Origin of the sequence: Chengkuizengella sediminis (assembly GCF_010078385.1) — a bacterium.
Classification (GTDB): domain Bacteria; phylum Bacillota; class Bacilli; order Paenibacillales; family KCTC-33759; genus Chengkuizengella; species Chengkuizengella sediminis.
In genome coordinates this window covers 533,437-553,928 of record NZ_SIJC01000001.1, presented here as the reverse complement: position 1 = coordinate 553,928, position 20,492 = coordinate 533,437, and the positions used below count along the sequence as shown (strand labels likewise).

Annotated in this window: 15 protein-coding genes; 13 read left to right on the top strand and 2 right to left on the bottom strand. The window is 34.3% G+C overall.

Annotated elements, in window-relative coordinates:
- Positions 1–97: 97 nt before the first annotated feature.
- Positions 98–1,210 carry a class I SAM-dependent methyltransferase gene (locus tag EPK97_RS02755; RefSeq protein ID WP_162035059.1) on the top strand — a complete coding sequence of 371 codons (1,113 nt, stop codon included), beginning with the start codon at positions 98–100 and terminating at the stop codon, positions 1,208–1,210.
- A 66-nt stretch (positions 1,211–1,276) separates the two neighbouring features.
- On the opposite strand, the gene EPK97_RS02750 is transcribed toward EPK97_RS02755, so the two are convergent.
- Positions 1,277–1,510 (bottom strand): DUF2626 domain-containing protein, encoded by a 234-nt coding sequence (locus EPK97_RS02750; RefSeq protein ID WP_162035058.1) that lies wholly within the window; start codon positions 1,508–1,510, stop codon positions 1,277–1,279.
- 499 nt (positions 1,511–2,009) lie between these two features.
- Here EPK97_RS02750 and EPK97_RS02745 point away from each other — a divergent pair, with 499 nt between their 5' ends.
- The 3 genes from EPK97_RS02745 (at position 2,010) to EPK97_RS02735 (ending at position 4,165) form a co-directional block, all read left to right on the top strand.
- On the top strand, positions 2,010–2,651 hold the full coding sequence (locus EPK97_RS02745) for an RsfA family transcriptional regulator (protein WP_162035057.1): 642 nt from the start codon (positions 2,010–2,012) through the stop codon (positions 2,649–2,651).
- An 89-nt stretch (positions 2,652–2,740) separates the two neighbouring features.
- Positions 2,741–3,673, top strand: coding sequence for a 2-dehydropantoate 2-reductase (locus tag EPK97_RS02740; RefSeq protein WP_162035056.1), 933 nt, complete (start codon positions 2,741–2,743; stop codon positions 3,671–3,673).
- A gap of 66 nt (positions 3,674–3,739) precedes the next feature.
- On the top strand, positions 3,740–4,165 hold the full coding sequence (locus EPK97_RS02735; protein ID WP_162035055.1) for a DUF3397 domain-containing protein: 426 nt from the start codon (positions 3,740–3,742) through the stop codon (positions 4,163–4,165).
- A gap of 202 nt (positions 4,166–4,367) precedes the next feature.
- Here the strand turns inward: EPK97_RS02735 and EPK97_RS02730 are convergent, their stop codons facing one another.
- Positions 4,368–7,775, bottom strand: coding sequence for a PKD domain-containing protein (locus tag EPK97_RS02730; RefSeq protein ID WP_162035054.1), 3,408 nt, complete (start codon positions 7,773–7,775; stop codon positions 4,368–4,370).
- A gap of 602 nt (positions 7,776–8,377) precedes the next feature.
- Here EPK97_RS02730 and bshC point away from each other — a divergent pair.
- From bshC to EPK97_RS02685, 9 genes are all read left to right on the top strand, one after another.
- Positions 8,378–10,018 carry a bacillithiol biosynthesis cysteine-adding enzyme BshC gene (gene bshC / locus EPK97_RS02725; protein WP_162035053.1) on the top strand — a complete coding sequence of 547 codons (1,641 nt, stop codon included), beginning with the start codon at positions 8,378–8,380 and terminating at the stop codon, positions 10,016–10,018.
- A 21-nt stretch (positions 10,019–10,039) separates the two neighbouring features.
- Entirely contained in the window at positions 10,040–11,302 is a 1,263-nt protein-coding gene (locus EPK97_RS02720; protein ID WP_420826767.1) for an adenosylhomocysteinase, read from the top strand.
- A gap of 152 nt (positions 11,303–11,454) precedes the next feature.
- Positions 11,455–11,892 carry a division/cell wall cluster transcriptional repressor MraZ gene (gene mraZ / locus EPK97_RS02715; protein WP_162035051.1) on the top strand — a complete coding sequence of 146 codons (438 nt, stop codon included), beginning with the start codon at positions 11,455–11,457 and terminating at the stop codon, positions 11,890–11,892.
- Between the two features lie 28 nt (positions 11,893–11,920).
- A complete protein-coding gene (rsmH, locus tag EPK97_RS02710; protein ID WP_162035050.1) occupies positions 11,921–12,871 on the top strand; it encodes a 16S rRNA (cytosine(1402)-N(4))-methyltransferase RsmH in 951 nt (316 codons plus the stop codon).
- A gap of 27 nt (positions 12,872–12,898) precedes the next feature.
- A complete protein-coding gene (locus tag EPK97_RS02705; protein WP_162035049.1) occupies positions 12,899–13,312 on the top strand; it encodes a cell division protein FtsL in 414 nt (137 codons plus the stop codon).
- Positions 13,313–13,326: 14 nt separating this feature from the next.
- On the top strand, positions 13,327–15,552 hold the full coding sequence (locus tag EPK97_RS02700) for a penicillin-binding transpeptidase domain-containing protein (protein ID WP_162035048.1): 2,226 nt from the start codon (positions 13,327–13,329) through the stop codon (positions 15,550–15,552).
- Between the two features lie 77 nt (positions 15,553–15,629).
- Positions 15,630–17,555: a stage V sporulation protein D gene (locus EPK97_RS02695; RefSeq protein WP_162035047.1), complete on the top strand. Its 1,926-nt coding sequence runs from the start codon at positions 15,630–15,632 to the stop codon at positions 17,553–17,555.
- Positions 17,556–17,607: 52 nt separating this feature from the next.
- Positions 17,608–19,113: a UDP-N-acetylmuramoyl-L-alanyl-D-glutamate--2,6-diaminopimelate ligase gene (locus EPK97_RS02690; protein ID WP_162035046.1), complete on the top strand. Its 1,506-nt coding sequence runs from the start codon at positions 17,608–17,610 to the stop codon at positions 19,111–19,113.
- On the top strand, positions 19,094–20,485 hold the full coding sequence (locus tag EPK97_RS02685; protein ID WP_240903666.1) for a UDP-N-acetylmuramoyl-tripeptide--D-alanyl-D-alanine ligase: 1,392 nt from the start codon (positions 19,094–19,096) through the stop codon (positions 20,483–20,485). Before EPK97_RS02690 ends, EPK97_RS02685 begins: the two co-directional genes overlap by 20 nt.
- Positions 20,486–20,492 lie beyond the last annotated feature (7 nt).

Genomic DNA, 20,492 nt, shown 5'->3' with positions numbered 1-20,492 from the left:
GTATGAACAGATTATATTATAACATAAGACAGACGCTGAAGGGATAAAACATACAGGTGGTTTTTTAATTAAAATCTTATTAAGGGAGTATATTTTTATGACTAATATAGGGTGTATGCCATTAGTGGAAATTATTAAAAAAAAAATAAATAACTGTGAGATGAAAGCTATTTCATTTTATGATTACATGTCATTGTGTTTGTATCACGAACAGTATGGCTACTACGTTAATAACCAGACCAAAATTGGTAAAAAAGGTGACTTCTATACAAGTTCGTCAGTAGGGACAATCATGGGAGAAATGCTTGCTAATTACATTTCCAATCAACTCCAAACAAATGATGGAAAAAATATTAGTATAGTTGAATGGGGAGGAGGGACAGGTAGATTAGCTAAGCAGGTATTAGATGAATTACAAGATAACCATATTGAGATCTATGAGCTTATAAAATTCATCTCTATTGAAGAAAGTGCTTATCATAAACAACTTCAATCAAATTCTTTAATTGAACATATTGGGAAAGTACAATTTGTTTCAGCAGAAGAATGGCTAAATGAGAAGCATTCAGAGAATGTAATCATATTCAGCAATGAACTTTTGGATGCATTTCCTGTTCATCGCTTGATTTATGATGATGAGGAATATAATGAAATATTTGTTAGCTGGGATGATCAAGAGAATAAATTTATTGAAAAATACATAAAATGCACAGATCAACTTTTACTAGTTTATATAAAAAATGAAAATCTACAATTGAAACAAGGGCAAAAATTTGAAGTCAACTTAGCAGCAACGAAATGGTTGAGAAAGTTAATGAATAATTTAACTTCTTCAACGATCATTACCATTGATTATGGAGATTTAAAGGATGAGATATATGCAGCACACCGAATGAAAGGAACACTAATGTGTTATTACAAACATCAAGCTTCACAGCAGCCATATTACCATGTCGGCGAACAAGATATAACTTCACACGTTAATTTTTCTGCTTGTATCTCGGTAGGTGAAAATATGGGGTTTAGTTATAGTTACATGACACAGAAAGAATTTTTATTTCAATCAGGGATTTTAAACAAATTACAGCAGCATAACATTACTGATCCTTTTCATCCTACTGTAAAAAGAAATAGAACAATTAGGCAATTGTTATTGAGTGATCAAATGAGTGAATTATTTAAAGTGTTAATTCAAAAAAAAGATGTGTAAAAAGAAAAAAAGGGATAGCTATAAGCTATCCCTAATCTATACATGCTTTCATAAAAACACACGATATTAATAAAGCGGCATTTTAAAGAAAGACCAGTAAGTAATTCCAATACCTGCTACTAATAAATAACCCCAAAAAATCAATATGTATGCTTTTTCAGATAAATTCATATATCCTAATAAAACAAAAACAGCTGTTTGAGCAAAAGATATTAAAGCTAGCTCAATCATATGACCAGCTAATGCCATTAAACCAATTGCTAAAGTCCAAAAACCCATGACACGGTACATTCTTGGCATACAGCATCCCCCTTTCCGTTTGCAAACTCACTCCAATATATCATAAATTATAAGGTTTTTAAACATTCATGTAAACCACACAAAATTGACGAAAATAGTAACATTTTTTGAATTTTAATCATCAAGTAATGTATGAACCTTATTTTGTAAGAAGATACTAAATCAACTTCACTTATTGTTCGTGTTAAAAAAAGTTCAATTTTAGACCGAGAAGGTGACTCGGTCATGAAGAATCAATATCATTTCGGCCTAAAAAAGTAATAGGTCTAAGCTTCAACGCTTTACTACATACTTTTTAGGTAGAACAGGGTTTTTTGAACAACCTCTATTAGGATGTTTATAGTTTGACCATATATCAAAAAAATATGTATGAGGTTGAAAAAAATTGGTAATACCAAATAGTATCAAACAAATAGATTCTATGAACTCTATTATAGGCATAAAGATAAAATAAGGAAACTTTGCCAAACACATTGAAATCACGATTAGGAGGTTTAACATGACAGCAGTAAGACAAGATGCTTGGACTCCGGATGATGATTTGATTTTAGCTGAAATCACATTACGTCACATTCGAGAGGGAAGTACACAGTTATCAGGGTTTGAAGAGGTAGGTCAGAGAATTGGAAGAACTGCAGCAGCTTGTGGATTTAGATGGAATAGTTGTGTCAGGAAAAAATATGAGGCTGCAATACAAATTGCAAAAGGACAAAGACAAAAAAGAAATCAAACTAAAAAAGAAGTTAGTCCATCACCTTTATCGATTGAAAATCATGATCCTTTACCATCAAAAGGAGAGATGCCTAATTTAGAGCAAGCTATTTCAATCGAATCCGTCATTCGTTTTTTGCGTCAATGGAAAACAACTTATCAAGAATTAACACAACACATTAAATATTTAGAAAAAGAATTGCAGAAAAAAGATGAAATACTTATGGAAGTATCATCTGAAAATGAACAAATTAAAAGAGAAGTTAATGAAGTACAGTCGGATTATAGAACAGTAAATGATGATTACAAAGCGCTCATTCAAATTATGGATAGAGCTCGTAAAATGGCGTTTTTAGCTGCTGATGAAGAAGATGCTTCAAAACCAAAGTTTAAAATGGATGCAAATGGAAATCTTGAAAGAATTGATTAATGTTGTTCAACTCGTTATTGAACAGTCTTTTTAAAAAACTAACTAAATGGTATATTTAATGAGTAGTTACATTTGAAGAAGGTGACATGATGAAGTTCTGTATTGTCGGTGGCGGCTCATTAGGTCTATTATTAACTGCAAAGTACACTCTAGCTAATATACCAGTAGTATTAATCACTAGAACGAAAGAACAGGCCAAAATCATAAGAAGATATGGGCTGCAGCTCACTGAGGAAAAAAGAGAGCATGCAGCCAATTTTGCATGTTATTCTATGGTTGAAATAAAGGAAAATGATGTGGATTTGAATTTGGATTGGATATTTTTAATGGTGAAACAACATCATATTAATCTATCATTAGGTCAAGACATATCGACTTTAATGAAGGCACATACTAAATTGCTTTGTTTTCAAAATGGAATTGGTCATGAGGAGAAATTATCATCATGGATTCCAAGTAATAAAATCTATCTCGCAATTACTACTGAAGCAGCTAAAAAAAACTCTGCTCATAAGGTAGAACATACAGGTAAAGGCAATATATGGATAGGACAAGAATCTCAGAAATCGGAATCTTTTGATAAAAGTGAAAAAAAATTGATAAAATCGTTAAGTGATGCAGGATTTAAAGCACAAATGACGAACAATATGAGTAGCATAATTTGGAATAAGCTATTAATTAATTCCGTAATCAATCCTCTGACAGCCATATTAAAAGTTTCTAATGGAAAATTGCTTACATCTGAAAATTGGATGCAGCTTATGAAAAATTTATTGGAAGAAGGTAAATTAGTTGCAAAAGCAGCAGGTATAGAAACAGAAGTACACCTATGGGATCAACTCATAGAGGTTTGTCAAAAAACGTCAAATAATACATCATCTATGTTACAAGATATTCTTGAAGGAAGAGAAACAGAAATTGATAGGATTAACGGCGGACTGATTCGTTTAGCTTCTGATTACAAAATTGATGTGCCAAATCATCAAGTAGTTTTCAATATGGTAAAAGGATTGACCAATTAAAAGTCAGTTGGATAAATAAATTCATGAGGTTATTATCTCCATTGTAAAAAAACTGGAGTTAAATATATGATGAAATTGCAGGTGGATTTTATGGGGTATGTGATAGACACGGTATCAATAATCTATGCTATTTTTTCCATTTTACCCTTTATATCATTTGGGTTATTTTGGATCATATTGTTCTTTATGTATGAAAATAAAAAAAAGGTTACAAATTTAGCCATGGATTTTACAACACCTTTTTTAATAGGTGCGGTAGCAGTTATGTATGATATTATTTTTCAAAGCTCAAGTTTTGGTGGGATTTGGATCATTGTATTGATCTTCTTAATTTTTGGAGGTTTAGTTGGTAATTTACAAAACCGATTAAAAGGAAAGGTACAGATTAAAAAATTATTTAGAGTGATTTGGAGATTAGGATTTTTGGTATTAAGTACATCTTACATTTTGTTTTTATTCATAGGTGTTGGAATATACTTTGCGAATTCATAACTTTAGATTTTTTATTTACATAAGATTTTGGATGTAATCTTTTTATACTACTCAAAGATTACCAAGTCATAGTCAATTATTGCAGTTTCCCATTTGTAAACAGATAATTCATAATCAGTTCCAGGGGAAAGATTCTGATTAAGAAGATAAAGAAAAAGAAGGAGGGGGGCCTCCTTCTTTTAAAAAGATTTTTTACTATTGTTTATTCTACAAGCAAATGATAATCAATCTGTAAATTTTCCCATGTATAAACCGAAATTTCATAAAGTGTTCCAGGACTAAGATTCATTGTTTTTTCATGGACATTGCCATTTTGGGATGCCCAGTCTACCCTTACCCCAGTATTAGCTTCGTACAATACCCAGGTGATTGCATCATTAGCGCTTGAAGCTGTTAATGTGATCGTGGTTGTGCCGTTACCTTCAGCGGTAAAGTAATAATATACACCTGTGTTAGTACTGTCCAAAGTTCCATTTTCCTCAAGGATAACACCAGGAGGTGTTGTATCTCCTACAGTAATTATACTTGCAGTAGTATCTGTACCTCCTTGATCATCCGTAACAGTTAACCTCACAGTATATGTTCCTGCCGCTGTAAAGGTGTGTGCAGGATTTGCTTCTGTACTTGAATTGCCATCCCCAAAGTTCCAATCATATGATACCAGAGTACCGTCTGGGTCATTAGAACCATCGCTTGAGAAATTAACCGTTTCGTTTACAAGAACATTACTTGGAAAACTCATTTGTGCAATTGGTAGTTCATTTGTTGGAGTTGTCGAACTATCACCAGTAACTAACAGGCTATAAGGAATGGTAGCTGTATCTCGAGTAGATACACTAACTCTATATTCTGTTCCAGGAGTTAAATCATGTGTTCCTTCAAAAACATTTCCATTTTGAACGCCTCTTGCAATTCTTGTTGAAGTACTGATATCAGTTAATGTCCAATTAATTTGGTCATTTGCACTAGGGGCGGTTAAAGTAATTGTAGTGGTACCGCTTCCTTCAGCAGTAAACACATAACTATCTCTAGTATTTTGACTATCCAGTGTTCCACTTACATCTAAAATAATTTCAGTTGGAGGTTCACCAACATCGTTTACAGTAATTGTAACTCTATCCGTATTCGTAGCTCCCTGATCATCCGTAACAGTTAAAGAAACGTTGTAAGTGCCAACAGTTAAGAAGGTGTGTGTTGGGTTTGTTAAGGTGCTTGTCATCCCATCATCAAAGTTCCACTCATGAGATACAATTGTTCCATCACTGTCAGATGAACCATCACCATTGAATGAAACCAATTGATCTACATCAACAGTTGTAGGAGTAGCAGTAGCATTCGCTACAGGTGGAATATTATCAGGAGGTGTACCTTCCCCGGTATATAAACCATGGAAGACAACATCAAACTCATAATCTCCGCCAACAGTACTATGATCTACGAAGTATGCTGTAACAGTACTGTATCCACTCCATAAATTACTGTTTTCTAATTGGATTAAAGCATTATTGATGATTGTATTCATTTCGTTGACATCATCTGATTGACCATTTGAACCATTACCACGATAAGTTCCTGTTAAAGTGAATGTTTCAAAGAAACGAGATGAATTGTCTGTAGAGATAGTAACGTTAGATAAGTTTAATCCGTTAATATTTGTAATGTCATTTTGTATCGTTTCTAAGGAGCGTTCTACATGGTTTTCTAAATAATCGTCTGGTACGAGTACCGTTCTATATTCTCCTTGTTGGTAAGCTGCTAGTATATCGTCCAAATGATTTTGAAAATCTCTATTGAATGTGGTGTTATTAGAGAGATCATCAACATAATTCAAGAAATTTTGTACTCTTGTATTTTCATTCACATTTGCAGTGATGATATCTATCAAATCGTTTAACACATATAGATATTCTCCGTTGTTAAATTTAGTTAAAAAGTCGAAAAAGGCGTAATAGTAATCATAATAATCAAAAAAGTCTGCTACTTCGAAATCAGGATGAAGGATTTCATCTACAGTGAAAAATCTGCCTAATGGTGGGTTTTCAATCTCTGCAAACTGTGTTTCTCGACCCTCAACAGCTATTCTAGTTGATCCAGCTAAATGCTCTGCTATACCTTCACTGAACCATGTAAAATAATCATTATCGTAGTCAGTTAATGGGGTTTCACCATTTAGTCCAGGAACAAGGTACTTACCAACTAAATAATGTGTAAATTCATGTCTGAATAGTTCTTCAAACTCTAAAGCGCTATCTGTTGGTACAACTCTGTCATATGAGTTAAATCTACCAGCAAAATCATAATAAATACCACCAGAGCCAACTCTTGAATTATAACCATCAGTTGAATGTGTAAAGAACCAATTAGCTTGATATTCATGTCTGTTATTAAAGACTACTGCTGTTAAACTATCATCTGGATTGCCAACTCCGTCAACTGGAGAAACCGTACCAGCTAAACGGAAGAACTGAGACTGCACTTCTTTTATAGCCCAATAACTTCTTTTGATTTTTTCCTGTGAAATATCACCACCAGCGAGGATAGTGATTTCCCCATTATCAAAAACATACTCTTCTGGAAGGAATCGGTTCATAAAATCAGGAGTAGGATCATTAACTCTGTTACCATAAACATCTTGACCGTACACATCATGTAGGAAGTATTCTAAATAGTATCGTTTCCAAGACCATTGACTTTGAGCGTTGCGAGCATCTGTAATAGTTTGATGACCATAGTTATTATCTTGGTGATTCCCAAACAGCCAGTTAACATCTTCTAAATACCAGAGTAAAGTTCGAGTTAAATAAGCGAACTGCCAGTGATCATTAGTATTAAACAAATAACTTGAAATTTGATCTAACATATAGTCCATAGCGTTGCTCTCGCCAGGTTGAAAATAGGATACTGATTGATTTATGCCATCGATTAAATCAAGAAATAATTCTTGACTTTCTTCTAATAATGCTTCTTCATCAGAATATATCACTGCAAGATCGGTGTAGTAATCAACATTATTCATATAGTCTCTATATAAATCTCCTATATCATAAAGAAAATCTGCAGTAGGGTTTGCGTACTCAGTTGAGTATCTTATTTCCGTAATTAACCTATGATCTCCTTCTGATTCACCGAGTCTTACATTTGTATTATTTAGTACTGCAGATACTAAGCTAGCCATATCAGTTGCGTAGCTTAAATCTAAAATATAATCTAGTGAGGGATCATTTGAGGCATAAGCTGTTCCAAATCCTTGACTGTAAACATCTAATAATGCAACTAGACCAGCATCGTTAGATGATGTCCAAATATAAGATTGATCTATAATTGCATCATATAACGCTTGATGTCGGCTTCGATCAGAATAAAAACTAATAGCATCAGCACCAGCTGCTCTAAAATCAGTAATATCTTCGGCTGTGTTTTGAATATCATTAATGATAAAATCGATCAATTGTGCATTACTCATTCTTTCTAGGTCAGAAAAGGTTGTTATGGCTAAAATTTTAACAACTTTTTTTTCTTCTGCAGCAAAACTGTTTACACTAGGGATTAATAAACATAAGGCTAAGAATAAAATAAATGTATTGCTAAATAATTTCTTGAATGAATTCATGTAATACCTCCATTTAATAAATAGATTATTACCGATTAGACATAGACAAGTAAACGCTTACATTATATGGAAGGTACATATTAAAAGCTGTGAAAATTAGATTGTCGAAATATGATATTAAAAAACAAATTTATAGAACTAGTTAGATTGAAATATACAATTACAAGTAGCCTATAAATGATTTGAAATATATTGGATTAGAATATGTAGGGGTAGATATAATATAAAAGTTATATTCTTATGTTAGTAGATCTATAAATAACGAAGTAATAAAGATATTAATCTTATGTCGAGTTAAATGAGGAAGATCATTAGGCTAATCATATATTCAACAATTTACTTATAGTGGTAAAACCTCACTCTCCTTTTCTTTAATGATTTAACGTTTAAAAATCTAAATGTTATATTGTCTAAAAATCTAATGGTATGACCTTATTATAAATTTGAGTGAATGTTTTTGCAATATATAATTTTATTTTTACTTAGTGAGTTTTTGCTAGTATATTACTTTTTTATTTTTTTTACTTGAAGACATTTAATAATACGTGTAAAATCAAAGTTGGTTTTAAACACATACATTTTAAAATATTGGAGGTCAGTTCATGAAAACTGAACCCTTTTACATAGAGGCTAACCAACCATTAGCAAATGATTATTTACATCATTATGAACGTGTGAATGGCCTGTATGATTTTAATCCCTTGGATAGAAACTCAATATCAGATCGATTGAATTGGTTAGAGACTAATTCTCATTTAAAAGCAGATCGAAATGATCTCTCGGCGTGTTTAAATTATTTTAATCAAAAAATAGGAAACTCGGAATTAGCACTACAAAATATTGAAGCTTTAAAAGAGAGTGAGACGCTTGTTGTTGTAGGCGGTCAGCAAGCAGGGTTGTTTTCTGGTCCCTTACTTACCATTTATAAAATCATAACGATCATTAAACAAGCTCGTGAAGCATCCAGACAACTGAATAGAAAGGTAGTACCTGTTTTTTGGATTGCTGGAGAAGACCATGATTTTGATGAGGTGAATCACATTCAATCGTTGTCTTCCAATTTAAAAATTAAGAAAATAAAAGTGATACCTGCAGAAGAAGGCACAAAATCAACGATTAGTGAATTGAAAATCCATCTTGATGATTGGAAGCAAGTATTAGAATCAATAAGTGAAGATTTAATTGAAACAGAGTTTAAAGCGGAGATTTTAGATCGATTAAATTCTATAGTAGAACATTCTGATACCCTAGTTGAAGTTTTTGCAAAAATGATGGTTTGGTTATTTGGTACATCAGGTTTAATTCTACTTGATTCAAATGATGAACAATTACGCCAATTAGAAATACCAATGTTTAAAAAGCTCATTGAGCAAAATGCTGTTTTTAACGAAAGTATAATTTACGGGAAAAAGCGAGTAGAATCCCTTGCATATTCTCCTCAGGCTGATATTCATGAAAACCAATCTAATCTTTTTTACATCCATGAGAGAGAAAGGTTGTTATTGCATAGAACTGATCAAGGCGAATATGCTGATAAGCAAAATATAGTTACTTTTACTGAAGAAGAATTAATTCTATTATTAAATCAACATCCAGAACGGTTCAGCAATAACGTATTTACCCGCCCTATTATGCAGGAATATTTATTTCCAGTATGGAGCACAGTATTAGGTCCGAGTGAAATTGCTTACTGGGGATTGCTAAAAGATGTCTTTCATTTATTTGATATGAAGCTGCCAATCATACAACCTCGGTTTGAATATACGATATTAGAAAGTACGATTGACAAGCATATGAGGAAATATGATTTATCAATGAAGGATGTACTAAAATATTTTGAAGATAAAAAGAAAAACTGGTTATTAGAGCAGGATGAATTAAATATTGAACAACAATTTTCAGATGTGAAGAAGAGCTTTAAGGAACTATATGAACCCGTGTTATCAACTATAGAAAATATCAACCCAGGAATGGTAAAGCTTGGTCTTACAAATAAACAAAAAATTATAGAACAGATAAGTTTTTTAGAAAAGCGCTCCTTAAATGCTTTTCAATCACAACATGAATCTTCGATTCGTCAATTAGACCGAATACAATTATCGATTAAACCATTAGAAAAACCGCAAGAAAGAGTATATAATGTTATTACCTATTTAAATAAATACGGTTTTGATTGGATTCAGCAATTAATAGATGAACCAATAGATAATGATAATTTACATTCAATTATTTATTTACCATAATCATAAAGGGAGGAAATGATATTGAACACAGTAGAAAAAAGTGTGATAACAGATATAACATTAGCACCACAAGGTCATTTGAAAATTGATTGGGTAAAGGCACATATGCCTGTACTAAATCATATTCGCGAGCAATTTGAAAAGGAACAACCATTTAAAGGTTTGAAGGTTGCAATCTCACTGCATTTAGAGGCGAAAACAGCCTATTTGGCGAAGGTAGTTAAAGCAGGTGGTGCTGAGGTTACTATTACTGGAAGTAATCCATTGTCAACGCAAGATGATGTTTGCGCAGCATTAGTAGAGGATGGTATTACAGTATTTGCAAAATATAATCCTGATCCTGTTGAATACAAAGAATTAATGGTTAAAGCTTTAGAAATAAAACCTGATCTAATTATTGATGATGGTGGGGATTTAGTTTCAATTCTTCATTCTGAAAGACAGGACTTATTATTAAATGTTAGAGGCGGCGCAGAAGAAACAACAACCGGAATTTTAAGATTAAAAGCAATGGAAAAAGAAGGGGAATTAAAGTTCCCAGTTGTTGCGGTTAATGATGCTTTTTGTAAATATTTATTTGATAATCGCTACGGAACTGGTCAATCTGTATGGGACGGTATAAATCGAACGACTAATCTTGTTGTTGCAGGTAAAACAGTTGTTGTTGTAGGTTATGGTTGGTGTGGTCGAGGGGTCGCAATGAGAGCAAAAGGACTCGGAGCTAATGTAGTGGTTACAGAAATAGATGCAATTAAAGCAGTTGAAGCTTACATGGATGGTTTTGAAGTGATGTCTATGGACAATGCAGCAAAAGTAGGGGACTTCTTTGTTACTGTTACAGGGAATAAAGATGTTATTCGTGGTCAGCATTACAAGGTGATGAAGGATGGAGCCATTCTTTCAAACGCTGGCCATTTTGACATAGAAGTTAATAAACCTGAATTAATAGAACAATCTTCTTCTGTAAGAACGGTTAGAAATAATATAGAGGAGTATCAATTGAAAGATGGTCGTAAAATTTATTTACTTGCTGAAGGTAGATTAGTTAACCTCGCTGCGGGTGATGGACATCCTGCTGAAATTATGGATATGACGTTTGCACTTCAAGCGATGTCCCTGAAATATGTAAATGAACAATACAAAAACATTGGAAATAAAGTAGAAAGTGTACCTTATGAACTAGATGAGCAGGTAGCTAGAATTAAGTTAGAATCATTGGGAATAAATATTGATACATTGTCTGAGGAGCAAAGAAGTTATTTGGATAGCTGGTCAGCACACTAAAAAAATAACCCGATATCATCGGACTATAGAACTATTTTTTAAAAAAATCCTGTAAAAAGCAGGATTTTTTTTATTTTTGTAGAAATTAGCTAGTCATAGTGGTAGAAAGTGGTGTAAAGTGGTACATAGGGGTGAGAGAGGGGTAAGATCGTATGTTCATGGGTGAATATCAACATAACATAGATGAAAAAGGTAGAGTCATTGTACCTTCTAAATTTCGTGATGCCCTTGGATCAACCTTTATCATGACCCGTGGACTAGACCAATGTTTATTTATCTACCCGTCTGAAGAATGGGGAGTTTTAGAAAAAAAGCTAAAAGCGCTGCCCCTTATGAAATCTGATGCAAGAGCATTTACACGGTTTTTCTTTTCTGGGGCAACAGAATGTGAGCTAGACAAACAGGGAAGGGTAAATATACCGAATAACTTAAAATCACATGCGAAATTAGAAAAGGAATCGATCTTCATTGGAGTTTCTAATCGAATTGAAATTTGGAACAAAGAAGTTTGGGAAGGATATTTCCAACAATCTGAAAGTTCTTTTAATGAAATTGCTGAAAAATTAGTCGACCTAGATTTCGATATGTAGAAATTATCATCTTTGGAGGGATCGTAAGTTGTTTCATCACATCACTGTATTAAAAGAAGAGGCTGTAAAGGCATTAAATATTCATCCTGATGGAATATATGTAGATTGTACGTTAGGAGGAGCCGGACATAGTTCATTGATAGCTTCCAAATTGAGTTCAAAAGGTTTATTAATCGCATTCGATCAAGATGACTCAGCAATACATCATGCAAAGGATAAACTCCATCCTTATTTGGATAGAGTCATTTTCATTAAGAGTAATTTTCGCAATCTTAAACAAGCTTTAAGTGAACTAGATATTCCGAAAAAAGAAGGAAAGCCACAAGTGAATGGTATCTTATTTGATCTAGGTGTCTCTTCACCACAATTAGATGAAGCCGAACGGGGTTTTAGCTATAATCATGAGGCTGAATTAGATATGAGGATGGATCAAACCAGTCCACTGACAGCTTTTGAAGTTGTAAATGAATGGTCCGAACAACAGTTGATTCAAATACTATTTGAATATGGCGAGGAGAAATTCTCTAAAAGAATTGCAAAAAAAATTGTACAAACAAGAACAGAGACTCCTATCCATTCAACTAAAGAACTTGCTGAAGTTATTAAGGAAGCCATACCTGCAGCAACAAGAAGAGTAGGTCCGCATCCAGCCAAAAGAAGCTTTCAAGCTATACGTATAGCTGTAAATGATGAATTAGGTGCTTTTGAAACAGCACTTCATCAAACGATAGAGTGTTTGGCTCCAGAAGGAAGGGCTTCTGTGATCACTTTTCATTCCTTAGAAGATCGAATGTGCAAAAAAATATTTTCACATTATATACCTAAGTGTACATGTCCACCAGATTTTCCAATTTGTGTTTGTGAAAATAAAGCAACAATCAAATTAGTTCAAAAGAGACCAATGTTACCGAGTGAGCAAGAGTTAGAAATAAATCGAAGAGCTAGGTCAGCAAAATTGAGAGTAGCGGAAAAGTTATAGTTTTTCTATGAAAAAGGAGGGAGTTTTATGGCATTTCGAGTTCAGGGGAATTTAGCGGTAAAGGAAAATGTAAATAGAAATGTTTATCGAAAAAAGACGCAAATTACAGTGAATCGGAAAAAGACGATTTCTGCACCTGAGAAGCTGCTTTATTTAGTTGCGATTATCATGTGTGTTGTCATTGCTGGGTTTGTTATATTTAAAAACGCACAAATTTATGAATCGAATACGAAAATGCAGCAAATCTCTATTGATATACAGAAAATGGAAAAGGAAAATAAAAATTTAAAACTTGAAGTAAGAAAGATGGAAGATCCTAAGAGATTAATTGAATATGCTGAATCATTAAACTTTGCATTAACGGATGAAGCAAATGTACTTCAAATTTCTCCCACAACAAATAATTCTGAAACAACTGAAGATATCGCATTTAAAGATTAATGGAGTTGAAAATGATGAATAAAAAATCCAAAGTTCGCTCGTTGCTTTTTGGTGGGGTATTTACCCTTCTTTTTTTTGGACTCTTATATCAGGTTTATTGGCTTCAGATTATACAATCCCCTGCTCTTTTACAAAAGGCACAGGATTCTTGGGAAAAAAACCAAGAGATTCCTGCTCAAAGAGGTTTTATTTATGATCGCAACGGTGAAGTATTAGCACAAGATGCAGAAGCGTATACGGTAGCTGTAAGTCCACGTACTATCAATGAAAATGATATGGTTTTTGATGTTATGGATGCTTTGGCACCTTTGTTAAATATGGATGGTCTTATTAAACAGGAGAAATTACATGATATTGTTACGAAACAAAAAGAAGATGGCACCTTTTATGGACAAAGAGAGATTCGTAATGAGGGTTGGAAAATTGATGCCAAAACTGCTGAACAAATCAGAACGGTGATAAGTGAGAAGGAATTAGAGGGTAGTGTATATTTGATTCCAGAAGTAAAACGTACTTATCCTGCTAATGACTTAGCTTCACATGTATTAGGTTATGTTAGGAAAGATGGGGAAGTCCGATCAGGTCTCGAGGCTTATTTTGAAGAATTATTAAATGGAACACCAGGTTACCGAAGCTATCAGAGTGACTCTAAATCTTACGAGATACCAGATAGTAAGGTAGCTTATACACCTCCAGAAAATGGGAAATCTTTGAAACTTACCATTGACGAAAACATACAATTGTTTGTTGAACAAGCGATTGAAACGGCTTATGAACAATATAAACCGAAAAGTATAACTGCAATCGCAGTTGATCCTCATACAATGGAGATTCTAGGCATGGCAAACCTTCCAAATTATAACCCGAATGAATATTGGGATTTTGATTCACAAGATGATTTTAAGAATCATGCTGTGCGTTCCCAATATGAACCAGGTTCAACCTTTAAAATTGTGACTCTAGCAGCGGCTGTAGAAGAAGGTTTGTTTAATCCAGATGCAACGTATCAATCTGGTTCTATTCAAGTACCAGGTGGGAGGTTGAAGGATCATAATAATGGTGCTGGTTGGGGTATTATTTCTTATTTAGAAGGTTTGAAGCGTTCTAGTAATGTTGCATTTGTCAAACTTGGATACGAGCAATTAGGTAAAGAGACTTTAGAACAATATATGAACGATTTTGGCTTTGGTCAACCAACAGGAATAGAACTCCCAGGCGAAGCTTCGGGGAAAATAAGCCTTCAGTGGGATGCTGAAGTTGCTACTGCGACATATGGACAAGGGATCACGGTGACGACAATACAACAAATTGCAGCAATTTCTGCAATTGCAAATGGTGGGAAGTTGTTAAAACCGCAAATTGTAAAAGAAATTATTGATACCGACACGGGTGATGTTATCGAAAGTTTTTCCCCTGAAGTTGCCCGTCAAGTAATTTCGGAAGAAACGGCTAAAGAGGTAGCATTATATTTAGAGCAGGTGATCTCTGATCAATCGATTGGAACAGGTAGATTAGCCTATATGGACGGGTATCGAGCGGCAGGTAAAACAGGGACAGCAAATGTGGTAATTGATGGTAAATATGCAAATGATGTATGGCTAAACTCTTTTATAGGCTTTGCTCCTGTTGAAGATCCAAAAATTGCATTAATTGTAGTGGCAGATCAGCCAGATATTGGTGGGAATTATAAGCTGGGTAGTTCGGTGGTAGCTCCTGTTTTTAAAGAAATCATGCTGAACAGTTTAAGGCATTTAGGCGTTGCCACAAAATCAGATGAAGGATTTACTCAGGAAGAAATAATGATAGAAACACCGAATGTCGTAGATCTTACTGTTTTGGCTGCTGAAAATGAATTCTCAAAAAATGGACTTTCTTATGAGGTGTTAGGAAATGGTACTCATGTGATTGAGCAATTTCCTACGGTGGGTTCTGAAATGGTATTTGGTCAAAGTGGGTATCTTCTAACTGAGTCACCAGAAAAAATATCTGTGCCTGATTTAACAAACAAATCCTTACGAGATGTTTTACAAATTTGTCCATTATTAGAAGTTGAATGTGAAGTGAATGGATCAGCTTATGTTGTTAATCAGGAAGTGGAATATGATGGAAACAAAAGAGTAGTTATATTAGAACTGCAAACTTTAGAACAACAAGCACAAGCCAAGCTTGAACAATCAGAGGAAAGTGAACAAGAAAATGATGATGCTTCTGCATCAGATCAAAATACGGAAGGTAGCTGAAGCTTGTTCTAACCCTAATCCTTGTTGAATATCCTTGATATCAAATAGGAATCAACGATTGGGATAAGGGGGAGACCATGAAAATCTCTAATGTAACATTAAGAAAAAGAATATTTATTGCTCTGTTGTTAGGAGTTATAGGTTTTTTAAGCTTGTGGATTAGGCTGGGTTATGTGCAATTATGGACTGGACCTGAACTTTCTCAGAGAGCAGAAGACACTTGGAGAAGAAATATTCCTTTTGAAGCCAAAAGAGGTGAAATTGTAGATCGTAATGGGGAGCAATTAGCTTATAATATTACTTCCCCGTCTGTATTAGCTATTCCTGTTCAAATTGATGATGCAAAGTCCACAGCAAAACAGCTGGCAAGCATTTTGCAAATATCTGAAGAAAAAGTTTATGGTTTAATTACAAAAAAAGAATTAATTGTAAGGATACAACCTGGTGGTCGAAAAATACCAGTTGAAAAGGCACAGGAAATAAGAAAGTTAAATTTACCAGGAATTGTGATTGCAGAGGACAACGAAAGATATTATCCTTACGATAATCTAGCATCACATGTTTTAGGTTTCACAGGTATTGATAATCAAGGTCTTACAGGCGTGGAGTTAACCTATGATAAGTATTTAACAGGAACAAAGGGGAATATATCTTTTTTATCGGACGCAAAAGGTGATTTAATGCCCAACGCTTCTGAACAATATACAGCTCCAAAAGATGGACTAACTTTACAATTAACGTTAGATAAAAATATTCAAATGATCTTAGAACGTGAGTTGGATCAGGCAATGACAAAGTATCAGCCAGATAGTGTATTAGCCATTGCGATGGATCCTCAATCTGGTGAAATACTGGCTATGTCAACAAAACCAGATTATGAACCAGGGAATTATGCTGAATTTGCATCTAGTATTTATAATCGAAATTTACCCATTTGGAAAACATATGAGCCAGGTTCTACTTTCAAAATCATTACGTTGGCAGCGGCATTAGAAGAAAATAAAGTGAATTTGAAGCAAGATACTTTTCATGACCCAGGCAGTATAGAGGTAGCGGGTACTCGTTTACGATGTTGGAGACATGGAGGACATGGTAGTCAGACTTTTTTAGAAGGAGTAGAGAACTCTTGTAACCCTGCCTTTGTTATATTAGGTCAGCGTTTAGGTAAGGAGACCTTATATGATTATATTAAAAATTTCGGATTTGGAACTAAAACCGGCATTGACCTTGGAGGGGAAGAAAACGGGATCTTATTTAATTTGGATCGAGTAGGTCCAGTTGAACTTGCAACAACTTCATTTGGTCAGGGGGTTTCGGTTACACCGATTCAACAAGTGGCAGCTGTATCGGCAGCCATAAATGGAGGAACATTATATACACCTCAAGTTGCAGGAAGATGGATACATCCTGAAACTGGAGAAGTAATAAAAGAATTTGAACCCAAAGCTGTAAGAACAGTCATATCAGCAGAAACATCCAAGCAGGTTCGCGAGGCACTGGAAAGTGTTGTAGCTAATGGAACAGGAAGGAACGCATATATCGATGGATATCGTGTAGGTGGTAAAACAGGAACAGCTCAGAAAGTAATAAACGGAAGGTATTCTCCAAATGAACATATTGTTTCTTTTATTGGTTTTGCACCAGCTGATGATCCGAAAGTCGTTATTTATGTTGCAGTGGATAACCCAAAAGGTATACAATTTGGGGGAGTAGTTGCCGCTCCAATTGTTAAAAATATGATGGAAGACACGTTGCGTTACATGAAAGTAGAGCCTAGGGAGGATCAAATCGAGAAAGAATATAAATATGGTGATGTCAAATATAAAGAGGTACCCAATTTGGTGGGTATGACTACAACTGAAATCATACAAAGTTTAAACCCTAACTTTCAGCTTACAAAATCAGGGGAAGGTAATGTAGTTGTAAGTCAAGCCCCTAAAGCTGGAGAAAGAGTTGAAATAGGCTCCACAATTCGTGTCTATTTATCAAATAATAGTAAATAATGTGCTTAAAGCTACTGTATTATCCATACTTTAGTTTTGGGGGTGTTTTGCCATGTTACTCAAAGAATTCGCCTCATTATTAAAACTTTCTAATCTTCATGGAGATCCAGATACAGTGATTACAGGCATTAAAACTGATTCTAGAAAGGTGAAGTCAGGAGATTTATTTATTTGTATTGTTGGACATCGAGTGGATGGTCACGAATTTGCAGAACAAGCTGTTCAAAATGGTGCTGCCGCCTTGGTCGTACAACAGGATGGTGAATGGAATATTCCAATAATACTTGTAAAAGATAGCAGGTATGCGATGGCTGTATTTGCTTCAGCATTTTATCAATATCCAAGTCATAAACTGAAACTTATCGGAGTGACTGGAACAAATGGAAAAACAACTACAACTTATTTAATAGAAAAAATTTTAAGAGACCAATCCCATCGCACAGGTTTAATGGGCACGATTCAAATGAAAATTGATGATCAATCATATTGTGTAGAAAACACGACACTTGAAGCATTAGAACTACAAAGAAGTTTGGATTTAATGCAAAAAAATAATATTGATTATTGTATAATGGAAGTTTCAAGCCATGCCCTAGAAATGGGGCGGGTGATAGGCTGTCATTACCGCACTGCTATTTTTACAAATTTAACTCAAGATCATTTAGACTATCACGGTACCATGGAGAAATATAAACAGTCTAAGGGTTTATTGTTTTCTAGATTTGGAAATACCTTTTCTGATAATTTTGAATTCAAAAAATATGCTGTATTAAACGGAGATGATCCAGCATCTAATTATTTCAAGAAAATTACAACAGCTGAAGTATTTACATACGGCATTGATCAGGAAGATGTTGATGTTCGAGCAACAGATATCCGTATTACTTCAAAAGGGACCAACTTTAAAGTCATTTCATATGCTGGAACATTGGATTTTCATCTTCAACTTATTGGTAAATTCAATATATACAATGCTTTAGCTGCGATAACGGCGTCAGTTATAGAGGGAATTGCTTTAGAAGAAATCAAAGAAAGCCTGGAGCAGATAAAAGGGATCGATGGACGATTTGAGTCTGTATATGAAAATCAAGATTATTTAGTCATTGTTGATTATTCACATACTCCAGATAGCCTTGAAAATGCTTTAAAAACAATTTCTGAGTTTGCTGAAGGTAATATCATCTGTGTTTTCGGTTGTGGAGGAGATAGAGATCGTACGAAACGACCTTTAATGGGGCAGATTGCGGCAAAATATTGTGATTATGTATATGTCACTTCAGATAACCCTCGTACAGAGAATCCGATTCATATTTTATTGGATATAGAGAAAGGGATCATAAACTCAGGAATGACAAGAAGTCAATATGAACTGATTGAAGATCGTCATCAGGCGATTAACCAAGCGATTTCAAATGCTAATGCAAAGGATGTTTTGTTAATCGCTGGTAAAGGTCATGAAACATATCAGGAAGTTCAAGGGATAAAAAAAGATTTTGACGATAGATTAGTAGCAAAGAATGTGATAAGGAGTATAATAAATGATGATCCGAGCATATGATGATATAATCCGTATGTTACAAGTAGAACAATTTACACAGATAAATTCTCCAGCTATCATTCATGGGGTATCAACAGACTCAAGGCATATAAATCAAGGAAGTTTGTTTATTCCACTAGTTGGCGAAAATTTTGATGGACATCTGTTTGTTGAAGAGGCAATCCACAGGGGGGCGGCAGCTTCATTATGGCAGAAGGATCATGAATCCCCCCCTGATAATATACCACTTATTTTTGTAGAGGATACGTTATTAGCTTTACAGGAACTTGCTAAGCAATATATGAAACAGGTTGAGGTAAGGGTAATAGCCATTACGGGAAGCAATGGGAAAACAACGACTAAAGACATGATTGCTGCTATTTTATCTACCACCTATAAAGTTCATAAAACAGAGGGTAATTTTAATAATCAGATTGGTTTACCGCTCACATTGCTACAAATGAAGGAAGATACTCAATTTGCAGTTCTTGAAATGGGGATGAGTGGCAGGGGAGAAATCGAATTATTAAGTAAATTGGCTGAGCCAGAAATAGCAATTATTACTAATATAGGAGAAGCTCATTTGCTTCAGTTAGGATCCAGAGAAGAAATTGCAAAAGCAAAGTTAGAAATCATAAATGGATTGAAACAAGAGGGAGTATTTATATATCCAGGTGATGAACCTTTACTTAAGAATATTTCTGATTTTGGGTATGACTTACCTCTTTCCACAAAACGAATTCGTTTTGGTAAGAAGGAGTCGAATGAAATATATCCTACTCATATTAAGATGGAACAAGATGGGGTGCATTTTGGCATAAATCATTCACAACCGATGGATTATTACATACCATTAATAGGAAAACACAATGTTATGAACGCTACGGCAGCTATTGCTGTTAGTCAATCTCTAGATATAAAAAAAGAAGATATTATCAAGGGATTAAATCATCTCAAAGTTTCCAGTATGAGGACACAAAAAATTCAATCCAATTCTGGATTTGCGATCATAAATGATGCATATAACTCTAGTCCGAATGCATTAAAAGCAGCAATAGAAATGTTGGAAGAATTAGAGGGATATCAACATAAAATAATTGTAATAGGCGACATGTTGGAATTAGGTGAGAATGAAAAAGAGCTGCATCGAGACATTGGACGCAGACTTGATCCCCAACGAATAGACTATGTTTTTACGTATGGAAATTTGGGGAAAGAGGCAGCTTTAGAAGCATTAAATTTTTATTCAACTGATCATGTTAAATCATTTGAAGAAAAGGAAAAGCTATTAAAAGAACTATTAACAGTTGTAACAAAAAAAGATGTAATTTTAATTAAAGGCTCACGCGGGATGAAACTAGAAGATGTCGTCAGTGAGTTGAAAAATAGATAAGGAGGCA

Bases quoted from the DNA above. Each gene is read 5' to 3' on its own strand.
- EPK97_RS02755 (WP_162035059.1), top strand. From the start codon at position 98: ATGACTAATATAGGGTGTATGCCATTAGTGGAAATTATTAAAAAAAAA.
- EPK97_RS02750 (WP_162035058.1), bottom strand. From the start codon at position 1,510: ATGCCAAGAATGTACCGTGTCATGGGTTTTTGGACTTTAGCAATTGGT.
- EPK97_RS02745 (WP_162035057.1), top strand. From the start codon at position 2,010: ATGACAGCAGTAAGACAAGATGCTTGGACTCCGGATGATGATTTGATT.
- EPK97_RS02740 (WP_162035056.1), top strand. From the start codon at position 2,741: ATGAAGTTCTGTATTGTCGGTGGCGGCTCATTAGGTCTATTATTAACT.
- EPK97_RS02735 (WP_162035055.1), top strand. From the start codon at position 3,740: ATGATGAAATTGCAGGTGGATTTTATGGGGTATGTGATAGACACGGTA.
- EPK97_RS02730 (WP_162035054.1), bottom strand. From the start codon at position 7,775: ATGAATTCATTCAAGAAATTATTTAGCAATACATTTATTTTATTCTTA.
- bshC (WP_162035053.1), top strand. From the start codon at position 8,378: ATGAAAACTGAACCCTTTTACATAGAGGCTAACCAACCATTAGCAAAT.
- mraZ (WP_162035051.1), top strand. From the start codon at position 11,455: ATGTTCATGGGTGAATATCAACATAACATAGATGAAAAAGGTAGAGTC.
- EPK97_RS02705 (WP_162035049.1), top strand. From the start codon at position 12,899: ATGGCATTTCGAGTTCAGGGGAATTTAGCGGTAAAGGAAAATGTAAAT.
- EPK97_RS02700 (WP_162035048.1), top strand. From the start codon at position 13,327: ATGAATAAAAAATCCAAAGTTCGCTCGTTGCTTTTTGGTGGGGTATTT.
- EPK97_RS02695 (WP_162035047.1), top strand. From the start codon at position 15,630: ATGAAAATCTCTAATGTAACATTAAGAAAAAGAATATTTATTGCTCTG.
- EPK97_RS02690 (WP_162035046.1), top strand. From the start codon at position 17,608: ATGTTACTCAAAGAATTCGCCTCATTATTAAAACTTTCTAATCTTCAT.
- EPK97_RS02685 (WP_240903666.1), top strand. From the start codon at position 19,094: ATGATGATCCGAGCATATGATGATATAATCCGTATGTTACAAGTAGAA.